This window comes from Nitrospira tepida (genome assembly GCF_947241125.1).
Taxonomy (GTDB): Bacteria; Nitrospirota; Nitrospiria; order Nitrospirales; family Nitrospiraceae; genus Nitrospira_G; species Nitrospira_G tepida.
On the sequence record NZ_OX365700.1, the window covers coordinates 3,088,931 to 3,113,041 of the forward strand.

Annotated in this window: 23 protein-coding genes; 9 read left to right on the forward strand and 14 right to left on the reverse strand. The window is 61.3% G+C overall.

The window, feature by feature from the left end; all coding sequences use genetic code 11:
• Window positions 1-25: 25 nt before the first annotated feature.
• The 13 genes from mgtE to QWI75_RS14670 all read right to left on the reverse strand — a co-directional run bounded on the left by mgtE (window position 26) and on the right by QWI75_RS14670 (window position 12,752).
• The gene (mgtE, locus tag QWI75_RS14610; protein WP_289269317.1) at window positions 26-1,483 is read right to left on the reverse strand and encodes a magnesium transporter; all 1,458 of its coding nucleotides are present in this window, start codon (window positions 1,481-1,483) and stop codon (window positions 26-28) included.
• Between the two features lie 4 nt (window positions 1,484-1,487).
• Window positions 1,488-2,372 (reverse strand): GTPase Era, encoded by an 885-nt coding sequence (era, locus tag QWI75_RS14615; RefSeq protein ID WP_289269318.1) that lies wholly within the window; start codon window positions 2,370-2,372, stop codon window positions 1,488-1,490.
• Window positions 2,369-2,728: an FtsB family cell division protein gene (locus QWI75_RS14620; protein ID WP_289269319.1), complete on the reverse strand. Its 360-nt coding sequence runs from the start codon at window positions 2,726-2,728 to the stop codon at window positions 2,369-2,371. Before QWI75_RS14620 ends, era begins: the two co-directional genes overlap by 4 nt.
• 9 nt (window positions 2,729-2,737) lie before the next feature.
• Window positions 2,738-4,024, reverse strand: a complete 1,287-nt coding sequence (gene eno / locus QWI75_RS14625; RefSeq protein WP_289269320.1) for a phosphopyruvate hydratase — start codon at window positions 4,022-4,024, stop codon at window positions 2,738-2,740.
• Between the two features lie 187 nt (window positions 4,025-4,211).
• The gene (gatB, locus tag QWI75_RS14630) at window positions 4,212-5,642 is read right to left on the reverse strand and encodes an Asp-tRNA(Asn)/Glu-tRNA(Gln) amidotransferase subunit GatB (protein WP_289269321.1); all 1,431 of its coding nucleotides are present in this window, start codon (window positions 5,640-5,642) and stop codon (window positions 4,212-4,214) included.
• Window positions 5,639-5,962: a YtxH domain-containing protein gene (locus QWI75_RS14635; protein ID WP_289269322.1), complete on the reverse strand. Its 324-nt coding sequence runs from the start codon at window positions 5,960-5,962 to the stop codon at window positions 5,639-5,641. The genes gatB and QWI75_RS14635 overlap by 4 nt, the downstream gene beginning before the upstream one ends.
• On the reverse strand, window positions 5,952-6,359 hold the full coding sequence (locus QWI75_RS14640) for a DUF948 domain-containing protein (protein WP_289269323.1): 408 nt from the start codon (window positions 6,357-6,359) through the stop codon (window positions 5,952-5,954). Before QWI75_RS14640 ends, QWI75_RS14635 begins: the two co-directional genes overlap by 11 nt.
• Window positions 6,360-6,393: 34 nt before the next feature.
• Window positions 6,394-7,866, reverse strand: a complete 1,473-nt coding sequence (gene gatA, locus QWI75_RS14645) for an Asp-tRNA(Asn)/Glu-tRNA(Gln) amidotransferase subunit GatA (RefSeq protein WP_289269324.1) — start codon at window positions 7,864-7,866, stop codon at window positions 6,394-6,396.
• The gene (gene panD / locus QWI75_RS14650) at window positions 7,863-8,228 is read right to left on the reverse strand and encodes an aspartate 1-decarboxylase (RefSeq protein WP_289269325.1); all 366 of its coding nucleotides are present in this window, start codon (window positions 8,226-8,228) and stop codon (window positions 7,863-7,865) included. The genes gatA and panD overlap by 4 nt, the downstream gene beginning before the upstream one ends.
• 60 nt (window positions 8,229-8,288) lie before the next feature.
• Window positions 8,289-8,582 carry an Asp-tRNA(Asn)/Glu-tRNA(Gln) amidotransferase subunit GatC gene (gatC, locus tag QWI75_RS14655; RefSeq protein ID WP_289269326.1) on the reverse strand — a complete coding sequence of 98 codons (294 nt, stop codon included), beginning with the start codon at window positions 8,580-8,582 and terminating at the stop codon, window positions 8,289-8,291.
• 37 nt (window positions 8,583-8,619) lie between these two features.
• On the reverse strand, window positions 8,620-10,449 hold the full coding sequence (glmS, locus tag QWI75_RS14660) for a glutamine--fructose-6-phosphate transaminase (isomerizing) (protein ID WP_289269327.1): 1,830 nt from the start codon (window positions 10,447-10,449) through the stop codon (window positions 8,620-8,622).
• 6 nt (window positions 10,450-10,455) lie between these two features.
• Complete coding sequence (glmU, locus tag QWI75_RS14665) at window positions 10,456-12,033, reverse strand: bifunctional UDP-N-acetylglucosamine diphosphorylase/glucosamine-1-phosphate N-acetyltransferase GlmU (protein WP_289269328.1); 1,578 nt, start codon at window positions 12,031-12,033, stop codon at window positions 10,456-10,458.
• A gap of 44 nt (window positions 12,034-12,077) precedes the next feature.
• A complete protein-coding gene (locus QWI75_RS14670) occupies window positions 12,078-12,752 on the reverse strand; it encodes a DUF502 domain-containing protein (protein ID WP_289269329.1) in 675 nt (224 codons plus the stop codon).
• 106 nt (window positions 12,753-12,858) lie between these two features.
• Between QWI75_RS14670 and tmk the strand changes: the two genes are divergently transcribed.
• The 9 genes from tmk (at window position 12,859) to QWI75_RS14715 (ending at window position 22,887) form a co-directional block, all read left to right on the forward strand.
• Window positions 12,859-13,626: a dTMP kinase gene (tmk, locus tag QWI75_RS14675; protein WP_289269330.1), complete on the forward strand. Its 768-nt coding sequence runs from the start codon at window positions 12,859-12,861 to the stop codon at window positions 13,624-13,626.
• Entirely contained in the window at window positions 13,613-14,668 is a 1,056-nt protein-coding gene (holB, locus tag QWI75_RS14680; protein ID WP_289269331.1) for a DNA polymerase III subunit delta', read from the forward strand. The genes tmk and holB overlap by 14 nt, the downstream gene beginning before the upstream one ends.
• Before the next feature lie 54 nt (window positions 14,669-14,722).
• Window positions 14,723-16,717: a methionine--tRNA ligase gene (gene metG, locus QWI75_RS14685; protein ID WP_289269332.1), complete on the forward strand. Its 1,995-nt coding sequence runs from the start codon at window positions 14,723-14,725 to the stop codon at window positions 16,715-16,717.
• Window positions 16,714-17,571, forward strand: a complete 858-nt coding sequence (locus tag QWI75_RS14690) for a hypothetical protein (RefSeq protein WP_289269333.1) — start codon at window positions 16,714-16,716, stop codon at window positions 17,569-17,571. Before metG ends, QWI75_RS14690 begins: the two co-directional genes overlap by 4 nt.
• Before the next feature lie 37 nt (window positions 17,572-17,608).
• Window positions 17,609-19,435 (forward strand): ATP-dependent zinc metalloprotease FtsH, encoded by a 1,827-nt coding sequence (ftsH, locus tag QWI75_RS14695; RefSeq protein ID WP_289269334.1) that lies wholly within the window; start codon window positions 17,609-17,611, stop codon window positions 19,433-19,435.
• The gene (locus tag QWI75_RS14700) at window positions 19,432-20,124 is read left to right on the forward strand and encodes an HAD family hydrolase (protein ID WP_289269335.1); all 693 of its coding nucleotides are present in this window, start codon (window positions 19,432-19,434) and stop codon (window positions 20,122-20,124) included. Before ftsH ends, QWI75_RS14700 begins: the two co-directional genes overlap by 4 nt.
• Window positions 20,121-21,125 carry an NAD(P)-dependent alcohol dehydrogenase gene (locus tag QWI75_RS14705; protein ID WP_289269336.1) on the forward strand — a complete coding sequence of 335 codons (1,005 nt, stop codon included), beginning with the start codon at window positions 20,121-20,123 and terminating at the stop codon, window positions 21,123-21,125. The genes QWI75_RS14700 and QWI75_RS14705 overlap by 4 nt, the downstream gene beginning before the upstream one ends.
• Before the next feature lie 33 nt (window positions 21,126-21,158).
• Window positions 21,159-21,854 (forward strand): class I SAM-dependent methyltransferase, encoded by a 696-nt coding sequence (locus QWI75_RS14710; protein WP_289269337.1) that lies wholly within the window; start codon window positions 21,159-21,161, stop codon window positions 21,852-21,854.
• A gap of 88 nt (window positions 21,855-21,942) precedes the next feature.
• Entirely contained in the window at window positions 21,943-22,887 is a 945-nt protein-coding gene (locus QWI75_RS14715; RefSeq protein ID WP_289269338.1) for a cation diffusion facilitator family transporter, read from the forward strand.
• 1,027 nt (window positions 22,888-23,914) lie between these two features.
• Here QWI75_RS14715 and QWI75_RS14720 read toward each other — a convergent pair.
• Window positions 23,915-24,106, reverse strand: coding sequence for a hypothetical protein (locus QWI75_RS14720; protein WP_289269339.1), 192 nt, complete (start codon window positions 24,104-24,106; stop codon window positions 23,915-23,917).
• Window positions 24,107-24,111 lie beyond the last annotated feature (5 nt).

A 24,111-nucleotide genomic window follows, 5' to 3' on the forward strand; every position in this document is an offset into this window, starting at 1 on the left:
GGACGGTGCAAGCACATGGGCGGACTTAGCGCAGGTAATCGATCAGGAGCGTCGCCAAGGTCAAATAGATGGTGATCCCCGTAATGTCGTTGGCAGTCGTCACAAACGGGCCGGCCGCCACCGCCGGGTCGACGCCGCTCCGCTTGAGAAGAATCGGCATGAACGTCGCCATGCTGGTGGAGACCAGGAACGCGACGATCAACGACATCCCCACGACCATTCCGAGATATCCCTGTCCATGCCAAGCCCACCCGACAAACGTCAAAAGGAGGCCGCAGGCCAATCCCAACAGAATTGCGACACGGATCTCGCGAAAAAACACCTTCCAGGCGTCGGCCTGCTCGATTAAGCCGGTCGCCAACCCCCGAATAATCAGCGTGGATGACTGAAGACCGACATTGCCACCCATCGCCGCAATGACGGGGATGAAGCTGACCACCGCAACCACTTCCTGAATGGTGTAGCGAAAATACCAGAGGATCGCGCCGGACAAGAGACTACCGAACAGATTGGTAAACAGCCACGGAAACCGGAGCTTCGCCGCCGCCAGGCTGGATGATTTGGACAACACGTCCTCTTCCAACGCCCCGGCCATTTTCAACATATCCTCCGTCGCCTCTTCCCGGATCACGTCCACCACGTCATCCACCGTAATAATCCCGACGAGCACATGTTCCCGATCGACCACGGGGATCGCCAGGAGGTTATAACTCGCGACTTGCCGCGCCACCTCCTCCTGGTCCATATCGACCATCACGCTCATGACATCCCGCGTCATAATGTTCTTGAGCGGGGTCCCGGGCGGGACCGTCAAGAGTTGCCGCAGTGACAAGACTCCGACCAGATGATCGTCCTTGTCGGTTACATAAATATAGAACACGTTCTCGGCGTCGCTGGCCTGCTGGAGCCGACGGATGGCTTCCTGAGCCGTCGCGTCCTCCGGCAAGGAGAAGAACTCCGTGGTCATGATGCCGCCGGCCGTATCCTTGGGATACTGAAGAATGCCGGCGACCTCGGTCGACACGTCAGCTTTCATCAACGCCAAGGCATCTTGGGCCCGCTCCGGCGGCAGAACGCCCAAGATATAGGCGACGTCGTCCGATTCTTGATCTTTCAACAACCAGGCAAGATCCGGGGCCTGCAAGTCCGCCACGACTGCGTTGATGCTATCGGCGTCGAGTTCGCTCAGGACAAGCCCGCGCTGCTTCTCTCCTCGCACCAATTCGAAGATCGTTCGCTTGTCCTTGGGCGAAGACAGATGGCCGATCACCCGGGCAATGTCCGCCGAGTGCATGCGCCCCAACATCCGGGTGAGATTCGTGATCGCCCCGCGCCGCAGCAATTTCTGTACGCTGGCCAGCAGCAGGTCAAACTTCGATGGCCCTCGCTCCCCGCCCTCCCGAGCGGGAGACGATCCGGGGCCCTGCCCGGACTGCGCGGGCGTGTCTCGAACCGTGTCTTTCTCGGTCGGGAGTGTGGACATGATGCTAATAACCCAGTTCGGCCAGCAGGCGCTCATCCTGCCGCCATTCCTCGCGCACCTTCACCCAAAGTTGAAGAAAGACCTTCATTCCAAACAACCGTTCCATCCCCAGGCGGGCATTCGTGCCGACCCGTTTCAGGCGGGCTCCATGCTGGCCGATCAAAATACCCTTATGGGAGTCCTTCTCGACCAACACCGTCGCTCCGATTCGCGCGAGCCCCCCTTCTTCCTTGAATTCCTCGATGTCCACCGCCACCGAATGAGGCACTTCCTCCTCGGTCTCGTGCAAGATCTGCTCGCGAATCAGCTCGGCGGCGAGCATCCGCATGGTTTGATCCGTCAACATGTCGGCCTCATAGCGAGGCTCGCCTTCCGGCAACGCCTCGACAGTGGCGGCCAGCAGCCGGTCCACCCCGTCGCCAGTCTTAGCCGAAATGGGAATCAAGGCCGTCCAGGGATACAACCGATTGTAGGCATCCAGCAACGGCAGCAGCAGCGGCTTGCGCACCATATCGATCTTGTTGAGCACGAGCAGGACCTGGCGCTCATGGTTCTTCAGCGCCCGGCGGACTTCCTGCACCACCGCCTGGTCAAGGTGGGCGGTTCGTCGAGCCGCATCCGCGACCACGTACACGACGTCACCGGCATCGACCGTGTCCAGCGTCGTCTGCACCATGCGGGTGTTCAACCGATCCTGCGGCCGGTGCAGGCCTGGCGTATCCAGAAAGGCAATTTGCGCCTCCGGCAAATGCGCCACGCCCAAGATTCTGGTTCGCGTCGTCTGCGGCTTGTTCGAGACGATCGCCACCTTCTCGCCGAGCAGCCGGTTCAGCAGCGTCGACTTGCCGACATTCGGCCGCCCGATGATGACGACGGTGCCCGACTTCATCGCGGTACGACGCTTCCGGCGCCAACCGAAGGAACGGACGGCGCCAATTGATAGACCGTTTCTCCCTTGCGCACGAACCCCAGTTGCTCGCGCGCCAGTTCCTCCAGCCGCTCGGGATCATAGCGAAGCCGGTCGACCTCCAGGTGCAGCTCCGCATTCTTGACCTTCAACTCACGGATCTCCCGCTCCAGTTGCTGTTCCTGGTTGCGCATGGCCCAATATTGCGGAATGCCCATGTCATCGAAGAAAAACGACATCACGAGCAACAGCCCCACCGCCACCGCAATGAGTTTGCCCCACTCCGACGCGCGTTGTTGGCGGTCGAGATCCGACCGCCCGCGGTTGCGCTTAATCACGTGCATGCGTCACAAACCGGCCGGGATCGCCCGTCGTCCGAGGTACGTCGCGGAAGCCCCCAGTTCCTCCTCGATGCGGAGCAATTGATTGTACTTGGCCATTCGGTCCGTTCGGGACAAGGAGCCTGTCTTGATTTGTCCTGTGTTCATGGCGACCGCGATATCCGCAATGGTCGTATCCTCTGTTTCACCGGAACGGTGGGACACCACCGCGGTATAGCCGGATCGTTTGGCCAGTTCGATGGCGTCGAATGTTTCCGTGAGCGACCCGATCTGGTTCACCTTGATCAGGATCGAGTTGGCGATGCCCTCGCGAATGCCTTTGGAGAAAATCTCCACATTGGTCACGAACACATCGTCGCCCACCAACTGGACCCGCCGGCCCAGCGCTTCGGTCAGGAGTTTCCAGCCCTTCCAATCGTGCTCGCTGACCCCATCCTCGATGGAGAGAATCGGATACCGATCGACCAGCTTGGCATAGTAGTCGATCAGTTCCTCCGATGACCGTTCGGGCTTCTTCTCCGCCGCCAGGTGATAGACGCCCTTGTCGTAGAACTCGCTGGCCGCCGCATCGAGCGCCAGGGCGATATCCTTGCCGGCTTTATACCCGGCCTCCTCGATCGCCTGCACGATCAGGGCCAACGCCTCCTCGTTGGAGCCGAGGTCCGGCGCAAACCCGCCTTCGTCGCCCACCGCGGTGTTCAGATCCCGCTTTTTCAGGATGCCCTTGAGGGTATGAAAGACTTCGGTCGCCATCCGCAGCGCCTCGCTGAAACGATCCGCGCCCACCGGAACGATCATGAATTCCTGAAGATCCAGCCGATTGTCGGCATGGGCTCCGCCGTTGATGATGTTCATCAAGGGCACCGGCAATACCCGGGCGTTGGTCCCGCCCAGATAGCGATAGAGCGGCTGCCCCGTTTCCTGCGCCGCCGCACGGGCGACGGCCATTGAGACGGCGAGGATGGCATTCGCGCCGACCCGCCCCTTGTTCTTCGTGCCGTCGATCTCGATCATCGTTCGATCCACGCCGACCTGATCCAGCGCGTCCATCCCCAACAACTTGGGCGCCAACAGCTTGCTGATATTGGCGACGGCCTTCGACACGCCCTTGCCCATCCAGCGTTTCTTGTCCCCATCACGAAGCTCGATGGCTTCCTTGGCTCCGGTCGATGCCCCCGAAGGAACGGCCGCTCGCCCGCGCGCCCCGCTCTCCAGCGCCACATCCACTTCCACCGTGGGATTTCCGCGCGAATCCAACACCTGCCGCCCCTTGATCTCTCGAATGGCACTCATTCCCCTTTTCCTTTCATTCTTCTCTTCCTGACCAGCGTTCTATTCTCTCTTGAAGTTGGCGTCCTTCGAATCCTTTTTGGGGGATGCCTGAACTCGCGTCTACTGCGCGCCTGGAGCGAGCACCTTCTGAGCGTGCGGGCTCTGCGAGCACACACGCGAGTTCAGGCATCCCCCAATCTCATACCTCTCATCCCGCCAGCTTCTCCCGCAACAATTCGTTCACCTTGCCGGGATTCGCCTTCCCCCCCGACGCCTTCATCACCTGCCCGACGAGAAAACCCAACACCTGGGTCTTGCCGCTCTTGTATTGTCCGACTTGGGCAGGATTCTTCACCAACACCTCGTCAATGATCAGCCCGAGCGCCCCTTCATCGGACACCTGCATGAGCCCCTTTTCCTGCACGAACCGTTCCGGCGATGCTCCCGAACGATAGAGATCGGGAAAAATATCTCTGGCCACCTTCAAGCTGATCGTCCCTCGCTCCACCAGTTGCAGCAGAGCGGCCAGGCGATCCGGGGTGACCGGCGAACGGTCGGCGGACAGCCCGGACTGGTTCAGTTCCCGCAGCAGCTCTCCCATGACGAAGTTGCTGACCGTCTTGGACTGGGGGAACAATCTGACGCAGGCCTCGAAATAATCGGCCAGGGCCTTGGACCCGGTCAGCACCTGAGCATCGTACTCGGGAAGGCCGTAGTCCGACACGAACCGCATCTGTTTGGCCTCCGGCAGCTCCGGCAGGGTGGCGCGAAGGGCTTCGATCCAGGCCGGATCGATCGTCAGGGGCAGCAGATCGGGGTCCGGAAAATAACGATAGTCGTGGGCCTCTTCTTTGCTCCGCATGACCGCTGTTTGGCCCCGTTCCAGATCCCAGAGCCGCGTTTCCTGTTGGATCGTTCCTCCCTCGTCGAGCACCTTGGCCTGCCGCTTGATCTCATATTCCATCGCATCCTTCGCAAACTTGAAGGAATTGATGTTCTTGAGTTCCACCTTTGTTCCGTAGGCCGCTTGTCCGACCGGCCGCAGGGAGAGATTCGGCTCGCAGCGAAAGCTGCCCTCTTCCATATTTCCATCGCACACCTCGAGGTACACCAACAGGTCGCGCAGCGCCTTGAGGTAGGCCACGACTTCGTCGGGCGACCGGAGATCCGGCTCGGTGACGATTTCCAAAAGCGGCGTGCCGGCTCGATTCAGGTCAATCCGGCTGGATACGGTGCCGGTCTCGTGCACGTTCTTTCCGGCATCCTCTTCCAGATGCGCCCGCCGGATGCGCACCCGCTTAGTCGCCGTCCCGGTCTGGATGTCGAGCCAGCCGTTGGCGCAAATGGGCGACTCATACTGCGAGATTTGATACCCCTTGGGCAGGTCTGGATAAAAATAGTTCTTGCGGGCAAATCGGCTGGCCGTCTCAATCGTGCAATTCAGCGCGAGGCCGGCCCGGATCGCCATTTCGACCGCGGTTCGGTTGACGACCGGCAAGGAGCCGGGCAACCCGAGGCAGACCGGACAGACCAATGTATTGGGAGCGGCGCCGAACGTGGTGCCGCACCCGCAAAACATCTTGGAGCGGGTCCGCAACTGCGCATGGACCTCGACCCCGACGACCACTTCGTAGGTCACGCGCTCCCTTTCCCTCCCTCGACCCGCTCGCGTTCACGCCGCATCGCATCCCGTCCCGCTTGGAAGGCCTCCGTCAAGAGCGATTTCTGCGACTCCACGAAATGCCGGCCCTTCTCGGCCACTTCCTCCAGAGCCTCGCCGGCCTTTCCCGCCAGGTCCCGCAGCTCCCCTTCCGTCCGGCGGGCATAGGTGCGCAACTGATCCCGCGTCTCCTGTCCCGAACGAGGGGCCAGGAGCAAGGCCGCCACCGCCCCCATCGTCGCGCCGGTCAAAAACGCCAACAACACCGCCCCTGCTGTCGGTCCACGATCATCCGCCATTGGGATTCCCTCCTTGTGAATGCAACCGCTCTTTCACCACCGATGTTGCCGCCCGAAACCCGGCGACCAGACTGGCCACGTTGGAAAGCAGCGATCCGCCGGAGCCCCGCACCAGATTATGAACCTGCTGCACTGATTCACCGACTTCGCCCATGGCATGCAACAGGGTCGAGGCATGGGAGACGCCGCTTTGCGCCTGTTCCGTCAGTTGGTTGATGTTTTCCGTCATCTTCCGCAATTCGCTCAGCAGCGTCGGCAATTCCGTGTTGAGTCGAACCAACACTTGCGAGAGTTCCCGCACCGTCTCCCGGAGTTGCAGCAGCGTCGGCACGAGAAACGCCACGAACCCGGCGAACGCCACGGCTGCGATGATGGCTGCCACTTCAACTCCGCTCATAATCTGATCCTCCCTGCCGGCCAGCCTGGTCTGGTCACCGCACGTTCGCCCGCTTGGTATGCCACGGAGTCGCCTGCTCGTACACGTAGCCGGCGCGGAAAATGGTTTCCTCTTCGAACGGCCGTCCGATGATCTGCATGCCGATCGGCAACCCCGTGGAACTCAAACCGCAGGGCAGCGCCAAGGCCGGCAGTCCGGCCAGGTTGACCGAGATCGTATAGATGTCCGACAGGTACATCTGCAGTGGATCGGCGGTCTTTTCCCCCAGTTTGAAGGCGGGCGTCGGCGTGACCGGCGTGACGATCAGGTCCACCTCCTTGAAGGCGGCCTGAAAATCCTGCTTGATCAGCGTGCGAACCGCCTGGGCCTTGCCATAGTAGGCCTCGTAATAGCCGGCGCTGAGGGCATAGGTGCCGAGCATGATGCGGCGCTTGACCTCCGGACCGAATCCTTCCTGGCGCGTGGTCAGGTAGAGGTCGAGCAGGTCCTTGCTCGATGAGCCGCGCAGGCCGAACCGCACACCGTCATACCGGGCCAGGTTCGAGCTGGCTTCGGCCGTCGCGATAAGATAATACGTTGCCACGGCCGCGCCCGTCATCGGGAGTTTGATCTCCTTGATCTCCGCCCCCAGTTCTTGTAATTCGCCGAGCGCGACACCGACCGCCTGCTCGATCTGAGGATCGAGCCCCTCCGCAAAATACTCCATCGGCACGCCGATGCGGACCTTCCGCAAATCCTTGCGCTTGAACACCCGCGTATAGTCGGGAACGGGCACCGCGGCGGAGGTGGAATCCAACGGGTCATGCCCGGCGATCACGTTGAGCAGAATGGCGGCGTCCGCCACGTCCTTGGTGATCGGACCGATCTGATCCAGCGAGGAGGCGAACGCGACCAGCCCGTACCGCGACACGCGCCCATAGGTCGGCTTGAGCCCCACCACGCCGCAGAGCGCCGCCGGCTGGCGGATCGACCCGCCCGTGTCGGACCCCAAGGCCGCCACGCATTCGTCGGCCGCGACGGCCGCCGCGGACCCACCGCTCGACCCGCCCGGAACGCATTTCGGGTTCCAGGGGTTGCGCGTGGGGCCAAAGGCCGAATTTTCGGTTGACGACCCCATGGCAAATTCATCCAGGTTCGTTTTGCCGATCAACAGAAATCCCTGCGCCCTCAGCTTGGCCACGACCGTGGCATCGTAGGGAGGCACGAAGTTCTCAAGCATCCTCGAGGCGCAGGTCGTCTTCATCCCTTCGGTGCAGATATTGTCCTTGATCGCTATGGGCATCGCCATCATCGGCTGGGTCTTGCGCCAGCCTTTGAGGCTCTCATCCAACGCCTCGGCTGCCGCCGCCAGAAACTCCTTGCCGGCGCGGGTGATATAGGCGTGGACCCTCGGCTCGACGTGATTGATCCGGAGGTCATACGCGCGGACGATCTCCCGGGCCTTCACGTCGCCACCCGTGAACTTGGCCTGGAGCTGTTGGAGGGTCAACTTGTGGAGGGGCGTCATGACGGTTTCGTCTTGTGCACGATGCGATTCTTCTCATCCACGAGAATGATCCGTGGATGGTGCCGCTTGGCTTCTTCCTCGCCGTAATACTCGTAGCAGAAAATGATGATCTTATCGCCCACTACGGCCTTGCGGGCGGTCGGACCGTTGAGCACCACCTCGCCGCTCCCCCGTTTTCCCGCCATGGCGTAGGTGGAGAACCGCTCCCCGTTGTTCAGGTTGGAGATCATGATGAACTCATAGGGCAGAATGCCGGCCGCTTCGAGCAGGTCTTCGTCCACCGTCAAGCTGCCCTCGTATTCGAGGTTGGCATCGGTGACCAGCACGCGATGAATCTTGGACCGCAGCATTTGTCGAAACATGCGTCTATCCTTTTTTTCGCGGCCGGTTCCCAAACAGCCCCGGCCGGCGCTTCGGTTTCCCTATCGCTCCTGAATGACCTTGGGGACGAGAAACGTCCCCCCCTCCGCCTCCGGTGCATTCGCCGTCGCCGCTTCGGCGCCCAACGACGGCCGAACCTCGTCCTCGCGCAACAGTCCGGGTTGGTCGAGCCCCGAGGCCGTGTGGTCCACGCCCTCCGTGCCGATGGCCTTGAGCTGCTCGACATATTCCAAAATCTTGCTCAACTGCCCCGCGAACAAGGCCTTCTCCTCTTCGCTCAGGCGAAGGCGAGCGAGCTTCGCCACATGCTCGACCTGTTCCGTCGTGATTGACACCGTCCGGCCTCCCTCCGTTCCTTTCGTTCCTTGCGGATTATTCCACCGTCACGCTCTTCGCCAGATTCCGCGGCTGGTCCACGTCGGCCCCGCGCAGGATCGCCACATGATAGGCCAACAACTGCAACGGAATCGCGAACAAAATCGGAGACAGCAACGGATGCGTATCCGGGACCGTAAAGACGGCATCGGCCGTCATCCCTAATTCTCGCTCGCCTTCGGCCACTAACGCAATGACCGGGGCCCGCCGAGCCTTGACTTCCATGAGATTGCTCACGGTCTTCTCGTACAGCCGGTCCCTTGGAGCCAGCACCACCACGGGCATGTCCCGATCGATCAAGGCGATGGGGCCGTGTTTCATCTCTCCGGCCGCGTATCCTTCAGCGTGGATGTAGGAAATTTCTTTCAGCTTGAGCGCGCCTTCCAACGCGATGGGATAGTTGATGCCCCGCCCGAGATAGAGAAAGTTGCGTTTCTTGTAAAACCGCTTGGCGATCGCCACCACCTCGGCTTCCCGCGCCAGAATGCGCTTGACCAGAGTCGGTAACGTCACCAGCCGTTCCAGCCAGGCCTTCCCGTCGGCCTTGGATAGGACCCCCCGGACACGGCCCAGGTGCAGGGCCAGCATGTAAAGCGCGGTCAACTGTCCCGTGAAGGCCTTGGTGGAGGCCACCCCGATTTCAGGCCCGCAATGGGTGTAGAGGATACCGTCCGATTCGCGCGCCAACGTGCTGCCGACCACATTGACGATGGACACGACTCGGGCACCCTTCTGCTTGGCTTCGCGCGCCGCCGCCAACGTATCGGCGGTCTCACCGGATTGCGAGATCGTGATAAACAGATCGTTCTTCTCGACCAGCGGATTCCGATACCGGAACTCCGAGGCGATATCCACCTGCACCGGCGTCCGGACCATTTCCTCCAACAGATATTTCCCCACCAGCCCCGCATGCCAGGACGTGCCGCAGGCGACGATCCAAATCCGGCCGACGGCGGCGAATTGCTCGTTCGTCAAGCCGATATCGGGCAGATCCGCCTCGCCCTCTTCGAACGAATAGCGCCCGCGCATCGTGTCGAGAATGGTCTGGGGCTGCTCGTAAATTTCTTTGAGCATGAAGTGGGGGAACCCGCTCTTCTCCGCCGCCGCCGCGTCCCAGGTCACCTTCATGGTCTGGCGGGACACAGCCCGCCCCTCGCAGTCGGTCAGCATGATGCCGGAGGGACCGACCTCCGCAACGTCGCCTTCCTCCAGGTACAACACGTCGCGAGTATGGTCGAGCATGGCCATGACGTCGGAGGCGACGAACGCGGCGCCCTCGGATTTCCCGACGACCAGCGGACAGCCGGAGCGGGCGGCGACGATCGTGTCGGGCTCCCGCTCCGAGATCACGGCGATCGCGTAACTGCCTCGGATCTCCTTGGTCGCGGCCCGGACTGCCTCACCCAAGCGCATCCCCTTCTTCACGAACTTGTTGATGAGGTGCGCGACCACTTCGGTGTCGGTCTCCGATTCGAATTTGTATCCGTCCCGTTCCAACTGCTGGCGGAGCGGCACATAATTTTCAATGATCCCGTTATGTACCAGCACGCAGCCTTCCGAACGATGCGGATGCGCGTTCTGTTCCGACGGCTTGCCGTGGGTGGCCCACCTGGTATGGCCGATGCCGATGTGCCCGTGCAGTTCTTTGCCGAGCAGCGCCTGCTCGAGCTTCATCAGTTTGCCGACGCTGCGGCGCACCTCAATCCGTTCGCCCTGGTGCACCGCCACTCCCGCCGAATCGTATCCCCGGTACTCCAGCCGCTTGAGCCCGCCCAACAGAATCGGGACCGCGTCCTTGTCACCGACATATCCGACGATTCCGCACATGATGGGCTACCTCCTCTTGACGGATTTCGAGGCTTGGGACTTTGAGGCATGAGACTTCGCGCGATGAGGCGTTGAACCGGATCCGGAGAGGGATGGCCCTGCGCCGTTCACTGCCTTGCCCTCCGCGAGCATGCGACGCTTGACGGCCCATTCAGGGCGGTTGACCTGGGAGGCCCGCCCGATGGCCAGCGCATTCGGCGGCACATCCTGTGTCACTGTCGTGCCGGCGGCGATCAAGGCGCCGCGACCGATTTTCACGGGCGCGACCAGTTGCGTATCGCTGCCCACAAACACACCGTCTTCGATGACGGTCCGGTATTTCTTGACCCCATCGTAATTGCAGGTGATGGTGCCCGCGCCGATATTGACGCCTTTTCCGATCACCGCATCGCCGAGGTAGCTGAGGTGGTTGGCCTTCGATCCCTCTCCCAATTCAGCCTTCTTCATTTCAACAAAGTTCCCGACTTTGGCCTGCCGGCCCACCACCGTGCCGGGCCGCAAATGTGCGAACGGTCCGAGGTGGGCCCCGTCCTCGACCTGGGACTCGCGCAGCACACAGTGATCCAGAATCTCCACTCCACTGCCGATCGTGCAATCTGTGATGCGGGTTCCCGAGTGAATGACCGTGTCCTCGCCGACGGTGGTGCCGCCCTCCAGTGTCACGTGCGGATAGAGCACGGTGTCGCGCCCCAGCTTCACATCGGTGTCGATCCAGGTCGTGGCGGGATCCTTCATCGTCACGCCCGCAGCCAGCCACTTGTCTCGAATCCGCTCACGAATCGTCCGTTCAGCCTCAGCCAATTGCGCCCGCGTGTTGACGCCGAGTCCTTCGACAGCCTGTTGCAGTGGCACCGCGGCCACGGGACGGCCCTGCGCGACCGCCAAGCCGACGATGTCGGTCAGGTAATATTCGCCTTGCGCATTCTGCGGGCGAAGCTGATCCAGCGCGTCGAACAGAAACGAGCCGTCGACGACATAGGTCCCGACGTTGATCTCCCGCAACGCGGCTTCCTCCGGCGTCGCATCCCGATCCTCGACAATGCGCAACACCGCCTGGTTCCGCAAATGCGTGGCGCCTCGCTCGAACAAGGCCCGGACCACCCGCCCATATCCAGTCGGATCATCAAGTACGGCGGTCAAAAGGGTCACGGTCGCCCCGTCCTGGCGGTGCACGCGGAGCAGTTCCTCGACCGTCTCCTCCGTCAAGAGCGGCGTGTCGCCATTCAAAATCAAGAAGGTCGAAGGTGTATTCGCTCGATCGGAGACGAAGACCGGACGCGCCTGCCGGACGGCGTCCCCCGTGCCCAGTTGCTTTTCCTGCGCCACAATGTGCAGCCGCGGTTGGCCCAGGCTTCCCTTCGCTTGCGTCTCCAACAGGGCCCGCACCTGATCGCCCTGATGCCCGATCACCACGGCCACGCCCTGGTCTCCGAACCGCCGCCCGAGATCCAAGGCGTACAAGACCATCGGCCGCCCGGCAACGGGATGGAGCACCTTGACGACCTTCGACTGCATGCGTTTCCCCAAGCCGGCCGCCATGATGATGACCCCGACGCCGCCTGGGCCCGTCGGCCGGTCCCGCATCTCAGCGGAACCTGCATCGCGATAAGAGGAAAGGGATGCTCGCTTCATCCGATGGGCACTCCGATCTCGGGCTGTCGCACCTTCGACCAGGCGCCATCGGTTCCCGCCCGCCCGCCGGGCTGTTCCGGCGAATAGAGTCCACCGGAGACGATCAACTTCATCGCCTCCTCCACCGAGATATCGACCGACGTCACATCCTTCTCCGGCACCAACAGGAAATAGCCCGACGTCGGATTGGGCGAGGTGGGCACATAGACGTTCAACAGCGGCTCCGCGGTCACGGACTGAGCTTCTCCCTGGGTCGTGCCCGTGACGAAGGCAAAACAATACTGGCCGTTCTTGGGAAATTGGATCAGCACCACCCGGTTATATCGCCCCCGTTCGCTCACGGACAGGACATCCATCATGGATTTGATCGTCGAATAGATCCCGCGCACGACGGGCACGCGGTTCAGCAGGCCCTCCCACCACTTCACCACCTGCCGCCCGATAACGTTGGTCGTAAAGAGCCCGACGGCGAGAATGAGCAGCACCAACGTGATGATCCCCAAGCCCGGGACATAGGACTGGGGCATGACCAACCGCGCGAGCACATCGCCCAAAATCCCATCCACGGTGACGAACAGGGTCTTGAGGATGAGGATCGTCCCCCAGATCGGCGTAATGACGAGGAGACCGGTCAAAAAGTAGCGTTTGATCGCGGCCTTAACTGGTTTCATCGGGGATCAGCGGGATGACTGGTCATCATACCCAGATCGAAAGAGCCGTCGCAAGCCTTTTCTTGCTAATTTCAACGACTTGGACTAGGATGCCGGCCACTCTTCCGTGGCTAAATCCAGGCGCACATCATCGTCCGGTTCCGGCCTCAGGCCTCGTCGCCGAAGCGGCCTCTTCATCTCCATGGAGGGGATCGAAGGAAGCGGCAAGACGACCCAGTCCGTCAGGCTGGCTGAATGGCTCACCAAGCAAGGCTATGAGGTCGTCCGGACCCGTGAGCCGGGCGGGACCCCGCTCGCAGAAGCGTTGCGTCGTTCGTTGTTGAACGCAACAGATGAACCAGTGACCCCTTGGACTGAAGTGCTGCTGGTGTTGGCCGCGCGCGCGCAGCATGTCGCGCAGGTGATCCGTCCAGCGCTCGAACGAGGCGCCATTGTCCTGTGCGATCGGTATCTCGATTCCACCTTGGCCTACCAGGCTTACGGCCGGGGGCTGCCGGCTTCCGTGCTGTTGCGATGGCACCGGCAGGTGACCGACAATCTGATGCCGGATTTGACGTTGCTGTTCGACGTCCCGGTCGCAGTGGGGCTGCGCCGCCGCCGGGAAGAGGGGACGAAGACGAACCGTTTGGACGAAGAAACCAAGCTGTTTCATAATCGCGTCCGAGGAGGCTTTCGTGACCTGGCGCGAAAGTATCGCTCCCGCATCCAGGTGATCCCCTCCGGGAAGACTCCGGAAAAGATCCATGCCGACGTGAGAGACCTGGTGACCGAAGTACTGGCTCGTAGGCCGCTTGATAGGAAGAACAGGCTGATGAAACGGCCAACAGCCTCCACCAACACGCCGCACATCGGGAAGCTCCATGCCGTTTGCTGACGTCATCGGACATGAGCGGGCCAAGGGCTTATTGCGCTCGGCCATTCTTAACGAGCGAGTGGCCCATGCCTATCTGTTCCACGGTCCGGACCGCATCGGAAAGCGGCTGTTGGCGCTGCGATTCATGCAGGCCATGGCTTGTGAGGCCTCCCCGCCGTCCGGTGAACCGGACTCCTGCGGCCGATGTCGATCCTGCCATCAATTCGACCAGGGTACCCATCCGGACCTGTCGCTGATCCGGCCCGATCCTGAGCAAGCCAGCCCGCAAATTAAGATTGAGGACATCCGGGAGTTGGAAAGCCGGCTGATCTATCGCCCGTTGATCGCCCCGCGGAAGTTTTGCCTGATCGACGACGCGGACGCAATGAACCTGTCCGCCGCCAACGCGCTGTTGAAGACGCTGGAAGAGCCGCCCGGCTATGGCCTGCTCATTCTGGTGTCGAGCCGGCCCTACTCGATGCCGGTGACGATCCGCTCCCGTTGCCAGAGCCTTCGGCTGACCCCGCCGCCCTTCGATCAGAGCGTGCGCCATTTGATGAGCCTGCGCGGCTGGTCGGAGCAGGACGCCACCCTCATGACGACCCTCACCGAGGGCCGTTTGGGAGAAGCGCTCATGACCGACCTCGCGTCGATTCAGGAGCGGCACGATGGTCTCGCAACATTGCTTGCCCCCCAAGCCCTGCGCTCCGCCACAACGATCCTGACCGCCGCGGAAGCCCTCTCCAAGGAGGAACGGTTGAGCGACAGCCTGGACCGGCTGTCCAGGTGGGTGCGCGATCTCGTCCTGGTGGGGATCGGCGGCCGCGCCGAATCTCTGACCTATGCCTCCCATCGGCCTCTGCTAGAGACCATCGCCAAACGAGCGGACAGTCATCGGCTCTTGGACCTGCTACAAGAGATCGATTCCTTCCAACGGAACAGCAACCGCAACTTGAATGCGCAACTGGTGCTCGAACACCTCTTGCTCTGTCTCCGGGAGGCCGTTGCCCCTGCGCCGTCCGGCCCTGCTGCGATTCCCCCTCGGACGCCGGCCAAACGATAAACCAGCGTGCTAGCTTTCGCGAGGACGGTCCTGCTATCTTGGGCCATCCATCACATGGACCGCCCGTTTTACATCACGACGCCGATCTATTACGTGAACGATGTGCCGCACATCGGGCACGCCTACACGACCATTGCCGCCGACGTGCTGGCGCGGTATCACCGGTTGCGTGGCAGACAGGTCTTTTTCCTCACCGGCGTCGATGAACATGGGCAAAAGGTCCAGCAGGCTGCCGCCAAGGCCGGGATCGATCCGCAGGCCTACTGCGACAAGCTCGCGCCGCAATTCGAGCGACTCTGGCAGCGCCTCAACATTTCGAACGACGCCTTCATCCGCACAACCGACAAACAGCACCAAGAGATCGTTCAACGATATCTCCGCGAATTGTTCGAGAGGAAATTGATTTACAGCGATCAATACACCGGTTGGTACTGCACCTTCGACGAGCGGTTCTGGACGGAGAAGGACGTGGTGGACGGACTCTGCCCGGACTGCAAGCGGCCCGTTGAACAACTGAGCGAACGCAATTATTTCTTCAAGATGGGCCAGTATCAGGATCGACTCATCACGCACATCAAGCAACATCCTGACTTCATTCTTCCAACATCCCGACGCAATGAAGTGCTCGGTTTCCTCGAATCCCAGAAGCTCGGCGACCTCTCCATCTCGCGCCCCAAGTCACGGCTCTCCTGGGGCATCGAGCTGCCCTTTGACCCCGACTATGTCACCTATGTCTGGTTCGACGCGTTGGTGAATTATGTTTCGGCGCTGGAGTATCTCCCGGAGGAGAAACCGGCCGGCAACCACTTCTGGCCGGCCGATGTACACCTGGTCGGCAAGGACATCCTCACAACCCATGCGGTCTATTGGTCCACGATCCTCATGGCGCTCGGCCTCGACCTGCCCAAGACCATTTTCGCGCACGGTTGGTGGACCGTGGACGGCGAAAAAATGTCGAAGAGCCGCGGCAACGTCGTCGACCCGAATGTCATGATCGAACGGTTCGGCACGGATGCCTTCCGCTATTTCCTGCTTCGCGAGGTGCCATTCGGGCAGGATGGCGATTTCTCTGAAGCGGCCATGGTTGGGCGCATCAATAGCGATTTGGCGAACGGCCTCGGCAATCTCCTAAGCCGTACATTGACTCTTATTGAGCGCTTTTCCGAAGGACAAGTCCCAGAATGCCGTTTCCCAGATGACCAATTCACCGAAGACCTCAACTTAGCAGGCCACGACGCACATGCTTATTCGGATAACCATTTCTCTTCTCTGGAGTTCAACCGCGTTCTCGAACTCATATGGAAAATTGTGCAAGCCTGCGATCAATATATAGAAAAGACTGCTCCTTGGGTTCTCGCTAAGGATCAAAACAAGAAGGTCCAACTCAATCGAGTACTCTACCGAGCAGCTGATACGCTTCGGCTTCTCTGCATTCATATCTATCCTTTCATGCCACAGACAGCGGAGGAAATGGCGCGCCAACTCGGACTCAGTATTAGCTTCGAGGACAAGTTTAAGAAGACTCCGGTCACCGAGCTATTCTGGAATCGTTTCCCTGCCAACACAAAAGTGAACAAAGGCAACCCTCTGTTCCCGCGCATCGAACCGAACAAACTCACAGGAGCCAAGCCCGTGACCGACTCATCGACACCAGCAGCCGCCACGACCCAACCGACGACGCCCGCCGCGACACCGGTTGCAGCGCCCGTGGCTCCCGCAGCGCCGGCCCAGATCACCATCGAGGAATTCCAGAAGATTCAGCTCAAGACCGCCAAGGTGCTCACGGCCGAGCGGGTGCCACGCTCCGAGAAGCTCATCAAGCTCCAGGTGGATCTCGGCGCGGAGCAGCGGCAGATCGTCGCGGGCATCGGCAAGAAGTACGAGCCGGAACAACTGGTCGGCCGCACGATCGTGATCGTCGCCAACCTCAAGCCGGCCAAGCTCATGGGCATCGAGTCACAGGGCATGGTCTTGGCGGCGGGCGATGCGGAGGTGAAGGGACTCGTCGGGATCGCCGAAGACGTGGACCCCGGCACGAAGGTCAAATGAACGCCGGCCGCTATTGGATCGTCTGGTTCTGGAGCGCGCTCGTTCTCTGGCTTGTTCATCCCCCGCAGGCGTTCTCCCAAGGGACTCCCCCCACCGATCAGCCCCTGAACGAAGCGCTCGCCACGAATGTGACCGTCCGGGTGGTCGGGCACGGATCGCTCGTGCTCGGACGGGAGGTCGGGGGCGCGCGAGTCACCATCACCGACCTTGCCACCGGTCGGATTCTCGCGTCCGGACTGCAACAGGGCGAGGCAGGGGATCAAAACCAGATCATGCACACGCCGCACTACATGCGCGAGCCGCTCTATAGCACCAGCCCCTCCGCCTCCTACTCGACAACCCTGTACCTGACCCACCCCACGCAGGTCGAGATCACGGCGCAGGGCCCGCTCTCCTATCCGGCCGCTTCGCAACGGGCATCCAAGACGGTCTGGCTGATTCCCGGCCAACATATGACGGGCGACGGGATCGTCTTGCACCTCTACGGCTACATCGTGCAGATCGTGGAACCCAAGGCGGGGGACTCGTTGATCGCGAAGGAGGATCAGCCGCTGCGCGTATCGGTCCGTACGCTCGCCGGCACTCCGGTGCGGCCCCATGGAGACTGGGACGCTCGCCAGGTGCACATTTACGGGGAAGTGGTGGTCGGCGACCAGGTGACCGAACGGCTCCAGATGTTTTATTCCGGCGAGAAGGGACTCTTCGAGTCATCCTTCTTCGTCCCCACTCCCAAGGACGCGCCGGACGGCCTGACGCTGCGGGTCGTGGCCGTCCATGCGACCGATGGGAACATGGCCGTGGGCGAAGCCAAGTTCCCGGTGCTGTCGGAACGGCTTCGCCCGCAACGCCGGTAAGCCGCCTCCTCCGCATCGAGCAAGGAAGGGAACCCCGATGGATCCCAAACAACGGCAATTCTCGATCTGGTACGTCTTCATCGCCATCTGGCTGATGCTGCTGATTCAAACCTTCGTGACCCCGCTCATCGGCCCCAAGGAGCTGCCCTACACCGAGTTCAAGAAGGCGGTGGCGGAGGACAAGATTCTTGAAGTCGCCATCTCCCAGACGCTCATCCATGGCAGGGCCAAAGAGGGAGCGCTCGGCGACGGCGGCGATCTCTTCAAGACCATCCGGGTGGAAGACCCGCGGCTCTTGGAGGATTTGGAGCAGCGCCATGTGACGGTCACGGGCGTGATCGAGAGCACCTTCTGGCGAGACGTGCTCTCTTGGGTCATTCCCGCGCTCGTGTTCGTCGGGCTCTGGTGGCTGATTCTCCGCCGGATGGGACAGGGCCAGGGCACGTTCATGACTGTCGGCCAGAGCAAGGCCAAGATCTACATGGAGCGGGAGGTCAAGGTCAGCTTCGCCGACGTGGCCGGCGTGGACGAAGCCAAACAGGAATTGCAGGAGGTCATCGAGTTCCTGAAAACGCCGGAAAAATTCCAGCGCCTCGGCGGCAAGATCCCTAAAGGCATTCTGCTCGTCGGGCCGCCGGGAACCGGCAAGACGTTGCTCGCGAAGGCCGTGGCGGGCGAGGCAGCCGTGCCGTTCTTTTCCATCAGCGGCTCGGAGTTCGTCGAGATGTTCGTCGGCGTGGGAGCCGCCCGCGTGCGGGATCTGTTCGAGCAGGCCAAGAAACGGGCCCCCTGCATTATTTTCATCGACGAATTGGACGCCCTCGGCAAGGCGCGCGGCATCGGCCCGATGGCGCACGAGGAGCGAGAGCAGACCCTGAATCAACTGCTGGTCGAGATGGACGGCTTCGACCCTCGGGTCGGCGTCATCCTGATGGCCGCCACCAACCGGCCGGAGATTCTGGACCCAGCGCTGCTCCGGGCCGGCCGCTTCGACCGACAAGTGCTGGTGGACCGGCCGGACAAGGTTGGGAGGCTCGCGATCTTGAAGGTGCACGCGCGCAACATCCGTCTCAAGTCGGAGCAGGACCTGGAGGTCATCGCCGCCATGACCCCCGGATTCGTCGGGGCGGACTTGGCCAACATCCTCAACGAGGCGGCCCTGCTGGCCGTGCGCCGCAACAAGGATGTCGTCGAGCTGGCCGAACTGCAGGAGGCGGTCGAGCGGGTCATCGCCGGTCTTGAAAAGAAGAACCGCGTGTTGAACAAGATGGAAAAGGAGCGGGTGGCGCACCATGAGGTCGGCCATGCGCTGGTGGCGCTGTCGATTCCCGGCGCCGACAGCGTCCACAAGATCTCGATCATCCCGCGCGGCATCGCCGCCCTCGGCTATACGATGCAACTGCCGACCGAGGACCGCTTTTTGATGACGAAAAGCGAGCTCAAGAATAAGATCGCCGTGCTCTTGGGAGGCCGCGCCGCCGAAGAACTCATCTATCAGGAAGTCTCCACGGGAGCGCAGGACGATCTGCTGAAGGCCACCGACATCGCGAAGAGCATGGTGAAGTCCTACGGGATGAGCGACAAGCTGGGTCAGGTCAGTTTCGAGAGGGATCGGCAGCCCTTGTTCCTTCAGACCGGCCAAACGTCCCAGGGCGATTACAGCGAAGAAACCTCGCGCGAGATCGATTGCGAGGTGCGGGAAATCATCGACGCCGAATTCGAGCGGGCCCGCGCCGTGCTCCGCCGGCACGAGCCCACGCTGCGGAAGGCCGCGCAGGTGCTGCTGTCCAAAGAAGTCATCTCCGGCGACGAGTTGAAAGCCATTCTCAGCGAATCCCATTCAGGTCAAGGCGCGCCCGCATGATTACCTCTGTCCTGTTCGATCTCGACGGCACGTTGATCGACTCCTGGCGCCTTTATATGGAGGCCTACACACGGACCTTCGAGGAATGCTACGGCCGACCATTTGACCGGTCAGAAACACTGGAACTGCTCGGTCGCAGACCTCGCTCCGAGACCTGGTTGCTGCGCAACCTCCTGGGTGCGGAAGCCCAGCTCGATGCCTTTGAGTTGTTCCTGTCGCAGTACCGCTCGCTGCACCAATCGCATTTCGATGGTCCCTATGACGGCATCCTGGACATGTTGCGTGAGTTGCGGACACACCGTTATGTCTTGGGGATCGTGACCGGAAAGAGCCGGGAAGCCTGGGCCATTACCGAGACTCAAGCCGGACTTGTGCCGTTTGACGCGGTCGTGACCGAGAGCGACATCGCCACCCCCAAGCCGGACCCGGAAGGTCTGTTGAAGGCCGTGAGTCTGCTCGGACGAGAAATCGGCGAAACCCTTTACATCGGAGATTCCCTGCTCGACGCCGAGGCCGCGCGGGCGATCGGCATGACCTTCTGGGCCGCGGTTTGGCCCAAGGGACCGGAAGAAAAGGCGTCGTTCGCTGCATCGGTCCTGGCGATGGGCGCGGCTCGCCTGTTGGACTCACCGAGCGAGATCGTCCAGGCCTTGCGCCTGGGCTCCGCCGATGCCGTGACCAACCGATGAAGATCCACGCAATGGCCGCATTGAGCCGCGGCGCCGACCTGACCCCTTGGATCATGGAATGCTCGCCATTGGGGCCCTTCGACTGTCTCGTCAAGGTGGAGAGCTGCGGGCTCTGCTACAGCGACGTGCACATGATCGACAACGACTGGCGCAGTTCCCGCTATCCGTTGGTCCCGGGCCATGAAGTGATCGGGGCGATCGCCGACTGCGGCCCACAGGTCACGAGGTTCAAGCCGGGAGACCGGGTGGGCATCGGCTGGCAACAGAGCGCCTGTCTGGCCTGCCGGGATTGTCTCCGCGGGAACGAGAACCTCTGTTCGCAGTCCGGCGCACTGATCGCCGACGGCTACGGGGGGTTCGCCGACCATCTGGTGATCGACAGCCGGTTCTGTTTTTCTCTGCCGAGAGAGTTGGATATGGAACGGGCCGGCCCCTTGCTCTGCGGCGGGATTACGGTCTACGCGGCGCTGCGCTATGCCGGCATGACCTCCGGGCAGAACATCGGCGTGATCGGGCTCGGCGGGCTTGGGCATCTGGCCATTCAATTCGCCGCCAGGTTGGGCAATCGCGTCACTTCGTTCACGACCAGCGGGAGCAAGGAGGCCGATGCCTTGTCGCTCGGAGCGGCGGAGGTGGTCCTGATGAAGGAAGGCCGCCCGACGACCAGGCCGTCGGAGCCGCTGGATCTCATCATCGTGACCGTCCCCTATTCGTTCGCCTGGGACAAGCTGCTCGGGCTGTTGGCCACGGACGGGACCCTGACCTTCGCCGCCACCCCTGCCGAGAATGTCTCCATCAACGTCGACCGGCTCCTGTCGCACCGCCGACGGATCATGGCCAGCCCCACGGCCGGCCGGGCCATGATCGAGGAGACGCTTTCTCTGGCGGCGCGCCATCGGATTCTGCCGGTCATCCAGCCCTTTCCCTTGAACCAGGTCAACGAGGCCATCCGGCAACTGCGGGCGAATCGCATCCGCTATCGCGCTGTGATCCGCCTGTAGCATGGATGGCGGCACCGACAGAGGAGGCGTTCCATGAACAGCGTCTGCTTCACGCGTCGCGGTTTTCTTGCAGGGTTGTTGGCTGCCGCCTGTCTTCTGGCGTCCGGCGCGCTGGCCCAAGAGGGACATCAGCATCGCCAGCCGCGCGACATCAAGGACTACCTCGAACACCTGGAGCGGCCCGAACGCGACGCCTATCAGAAGCCTGCGCAGGTGGTTGAGGCGCTGGGACTCAAGCCCGGCATGGCGGTCGCGGATCTTGGGTCCGGCTCCGGCTACTTCACCAGACGGTTCGTCGAAGCGGTCACGGAAACCGGAAAACTCTATGCGGTGGATGTCGAGCCGGAGATGCTGGAGTACGCCAAACAGAGCGTCGAGCACATGCACGTCGCGTTCAACGCGGAGTTCATTCTGGCCAGGCCGGACAACCCCAAACTGCCGGTCGAATCCGTGGATCTGATCTTCGTCTGCAACACCTTTCACCACCTGGAGGACCGAGTTGTCTATTTCGCCAACCTGAAATCGGCGCTGAAACCGGGAGGCCGCATCGCGATCGTGGATTTTTACCACGACGAACGTTCAGGCGACCTGGGTTTCCCCAAACGGCATCTGGTCCCCCGCGAGACGACGATCGAGGAGATGACCAAGGCCGGCTACCGACTGATCAAGGAACACTCGTTCCTGCCCAAGCAGTACTTCTTGGAATTCGTGCCGACCGCCGCTCCTTGACCGGATGCCGACTCTTACTATTGGCACAGTGGAGACAAGAGACTCCCGTTTCTTGCTCCGCAACGCTGCTCATGCGACACTACAAGCGATGACGATTGCACATCCTCAATATTCGGAGCTCAGGCAACGCCTCTATCTCTCGCTCGGCCTCAACGCCGTCGTGATTCTGGCCGAGTTTGGGGCCGGCTGGTGGCTCAACAGCATCGGGCTCATGAGCGATGCCGGCCACAACCTCATCGACCAGGGCTCGCTCTTTCTTGCGCTCTACGCGCACCTCTTGGCCGCGCGACCGGCGACCGAAGCCCGCACATTCGGCTATCACCGGGCCGGCATCATCTCGGCATTCGTGAGCTCGGCCGTGCTGCTGCTGACGGCGCTGGCGATCGCGGCCTTGGCCGTCAAGCGCATCCTTGTCCCCGTGCCGGTCCCAGGCGGCTGGGTGATGGGGGTCGCCTTCCTCTCGTTCATCGCCAACTTGACCATCGCCCTGCTCCTGCAGCGCGGCGCGGAAGAAGACCTGAACATTCGGGGCGCCTTCTGGCACATGTTGGGAGACGCCTGGGTTTCGCTTGGCGTCGTGGCGAGCGGCGGGGCTATTTTGCTGACGGGCTGGACCGTGCTCGATCCGATGGTGAGCCTGCTGGTGGTCGTGGTGATCGTGCGGGGTGCCTGGCCGATCTTGCGGGAATCGATGGAGGTGCTGCTGGAGTCAACGCCGCCCGGCATCAAGACCGCGCACGTGGTGGAAGCGATTGAAAAGGTTCCAGGCGTGAAGAACGTGCACGATTTGCATATCTGGGCCGTCGAACCGCGCCTGGTGATGCTGACCTGTCATGTCATGGTCGAAGGCGACGATTCCACCCTCACCAACGAACTCTTGCATACTATTCGCCGAAAAGTGGCCTCTGAATTCGGCATCCAGCACCTGACGATCCAAATGGAAACCCAGTGCTGCCATGGGACGGAGGTCCACTGCAACCTCCACCACCTCACCACCGACCACGCCACCGAGCCGCTGCACGTGCATCGGTGATGTGCGTCGCATAAAAACACGAATCGTAGGTAGCGGAGTGTTTCGCGACGGCCATCCCCATTTCTTTCTCCGAATAACGTGCGCTCGGCTTCCACTCATTCAGTCTGTTCGTGGCAGCGCGTGATGCAGGTGAAAAGTTCTAGCACTAAACTTTGACGTTCGAGTATTACCCGACCTTGTGAATCTCATAAGTTAGCGTACTCGATGGGTTTGGTACAGACTATAGGAAAGGGAGAACTTCTAGCATTCCTGGTGTGGTAGAAACGGCCAATGCTGATGTGCCAATCGGTCGCACCGGCCGCGCGGATGTGTGCAAGAAGTGGTTCAAAGGTATGAACAACATGCCTGATCCTGTCGGCGTTGGGAACCGACGGTGGAACGACATAACTCGCTCGCCCATAAGGAAAGGGCTGCCCTCGGTAACGCCCACTCGTTGCGATGATGCCTGGATCGTGCTGGTCCGTAAATTGGAATGGGACTCGACTCGGTCGAAACTCGTCGCCCCAAATCTCGAATGATACGCACCAAGGCATAAGGAGTAGCTAACTATAAGTCGGCATGGGGCCTTCCCACGCAACAGTACCCAGTAACCTGAAATCGCATCGTGGGCAAGTCTACTCAAGCACCCTGTACTTATTCAATATTTTTCCTGTTTGACTGACTGGAGTACTTCCCTGAAATCAAACCACCGCGTTGAGTGTTGTTCACGACACTGGGGCGGGACTCCGATATCCCAGTGTCTAATTTAGTCGCGCTCCCGGTTATATCTCTGGAATCAAACCTAAATGGTTTGCCACACCTGCCCAAACCTTTGGAATGCGTGTTGCGAGACGTATCCTTCTTTAATACTTCAACAGAACGGTTCCATGATCCCGTTCTGTTGCAACCTATACGACGTAACAGCTCCTGCCGCAACTGATAGTTCCGACAGGTCGGTGAAAGCGCCTGTTCTGAAAAATGAGACCATTGAGACTCTTGTCGCCGGCAAGAGCAGGGCACCAAGAGGCAATAGTTGCGCGAACATGCATTACCCTAAGCGTAGCGGGTCTTGCTCTTCCTCTGTGGGCGGATTCAAGGCCGTCAGTTCCAGCCCCTCGATCTCCTTGAGCGATTTGCCCGCGATGCCCTGCAGATCGCCGTACATGCCGACCCAGCCTGCATGATGCATCCGATCTTTCCCACCGATCATCGCACTGAGATTGATGACGCAGGCCGCCACGCCTG

Bases quoted from the DNA above. Each gene is read 5' to 3' on its own strand.
- mgtE (WP_289269317.1), bottom strand. From the start codon at position 1,483: ATGTCCACACTCCCGACCGAGAAAGACACGGTTCGAGACACGCCCGCG.
- era (WP_289269318.1), bottom strand. From the start codon at position 2,372: ATGAAGTCGGGCACCGTCGTCATCATCGGGCGGCCGAATGTCGGCAAG.
- eno (WP_289269320.1), bottom strand. From the start codon at position 4,024: ATGAGTGCCATTCGAGAGATCAAGGGGCGGCAGGTGTTGGATTCGCGC.
- QWI75_RS14635 (WP_289269322.1), bottom strand. From the start codon at position 5,962: ATGGCGGATGATCGTGGACCGACAGCAGGGGCGGTGTTGTTGGCGTTT.
- QWI75_RS14640 (WP_289269323.1), bottom strand. From the start codon at position 6,359: ATGAGCGGAGTTGAAGTGGCAGCCATCATCGCAGCCGTGGCGTTCGCC.
- gatA (WP_289269324.1), bottom strand. From the start codon at position 7,866: ATGACGCCCCTCCACAAGTTGACCCTCCAACAGCTCCAGGCCAAGTTC.
- panD (WP_289269325.1), bottom strand. From the start codon at position 8,228: ATGTTTCGACAAATGCTGCGGTCCAAGATTCATCGCGTGCTGGTCACC.
- glmS (WP_289269327.1), bottom strand. From the start codon at position 10,449: ATGTGCGGAATCGTCGGATATGTCGGTGACAAGGACGCGGTCCCGATT.
- glmU (WP_289269328.1), bottom strand. From the start codon at position 12,033: ATGCGGGACCGGCCGACGGGCCCAGGCGGCGTCGGGGTCATCATCATG.
- QWI75_RS14670 (WP_289269329.1), bottom strand. From the start codon at position 12,752: ATGAAACCAGTTAAGGCCGCGATCAAACGCTACTTTTTGACCGGTCTC.
- holB (WP_289269331.1), top strand. From the start codon at position 13,613: ATGCCGTTTGCTGACGTCATCGGACATGAGCGGGCCAAGGGCTTATTG.
- metG (WP_289269332.1), top strand. From the start codon at position 14,723: ATGGACCGCCCGTTTTACATCACGACGCCGATCTATTACGTGAACGAT.
- QWI75_RS14690 (WP_289269333.1), top strand. From the start codon at position 16,714: ATGAACGCCGGCCGCTATTGGATCGTCTGGTTCTGGAGCGCGCTCGTT.
- ftsH (WP_289269334.1), top strand. From the start codon at position 17,609: ATGGATCCCAAACAACGGCAATTCTCGATCTGGTACGTCTTCATCGCC.
- QWI75_RS14700 (WP_289269335.1), top strand. From the start codon at position 19,432: ATGATTACCTCTGTCCTGTTCGATCTCGACGGCACGTTGATCGACTCC.
- QWI75_RS14705 (WP_289269336.1), top strand. From the start codon at position 20,121: ATGAAGATCCACGCAATGGCCGCATTGAGCCGCGGCGCCGACCTGACC.
- QWI75_RS14710 (WP_289269337.1), top strand. From the start codon at position 21,159: ATGAACAGCGTCTGCTTCACGCGTCGCGGTTTTCTTGCAGGGTTGTTG.
- QWI75_RS14715 (WP_289269338.1), top strand. From the start codon at position 21,943: ATGACGATTGCACATCCTCAATATTCGGAGCTCAGGCAACGCCTCTAT.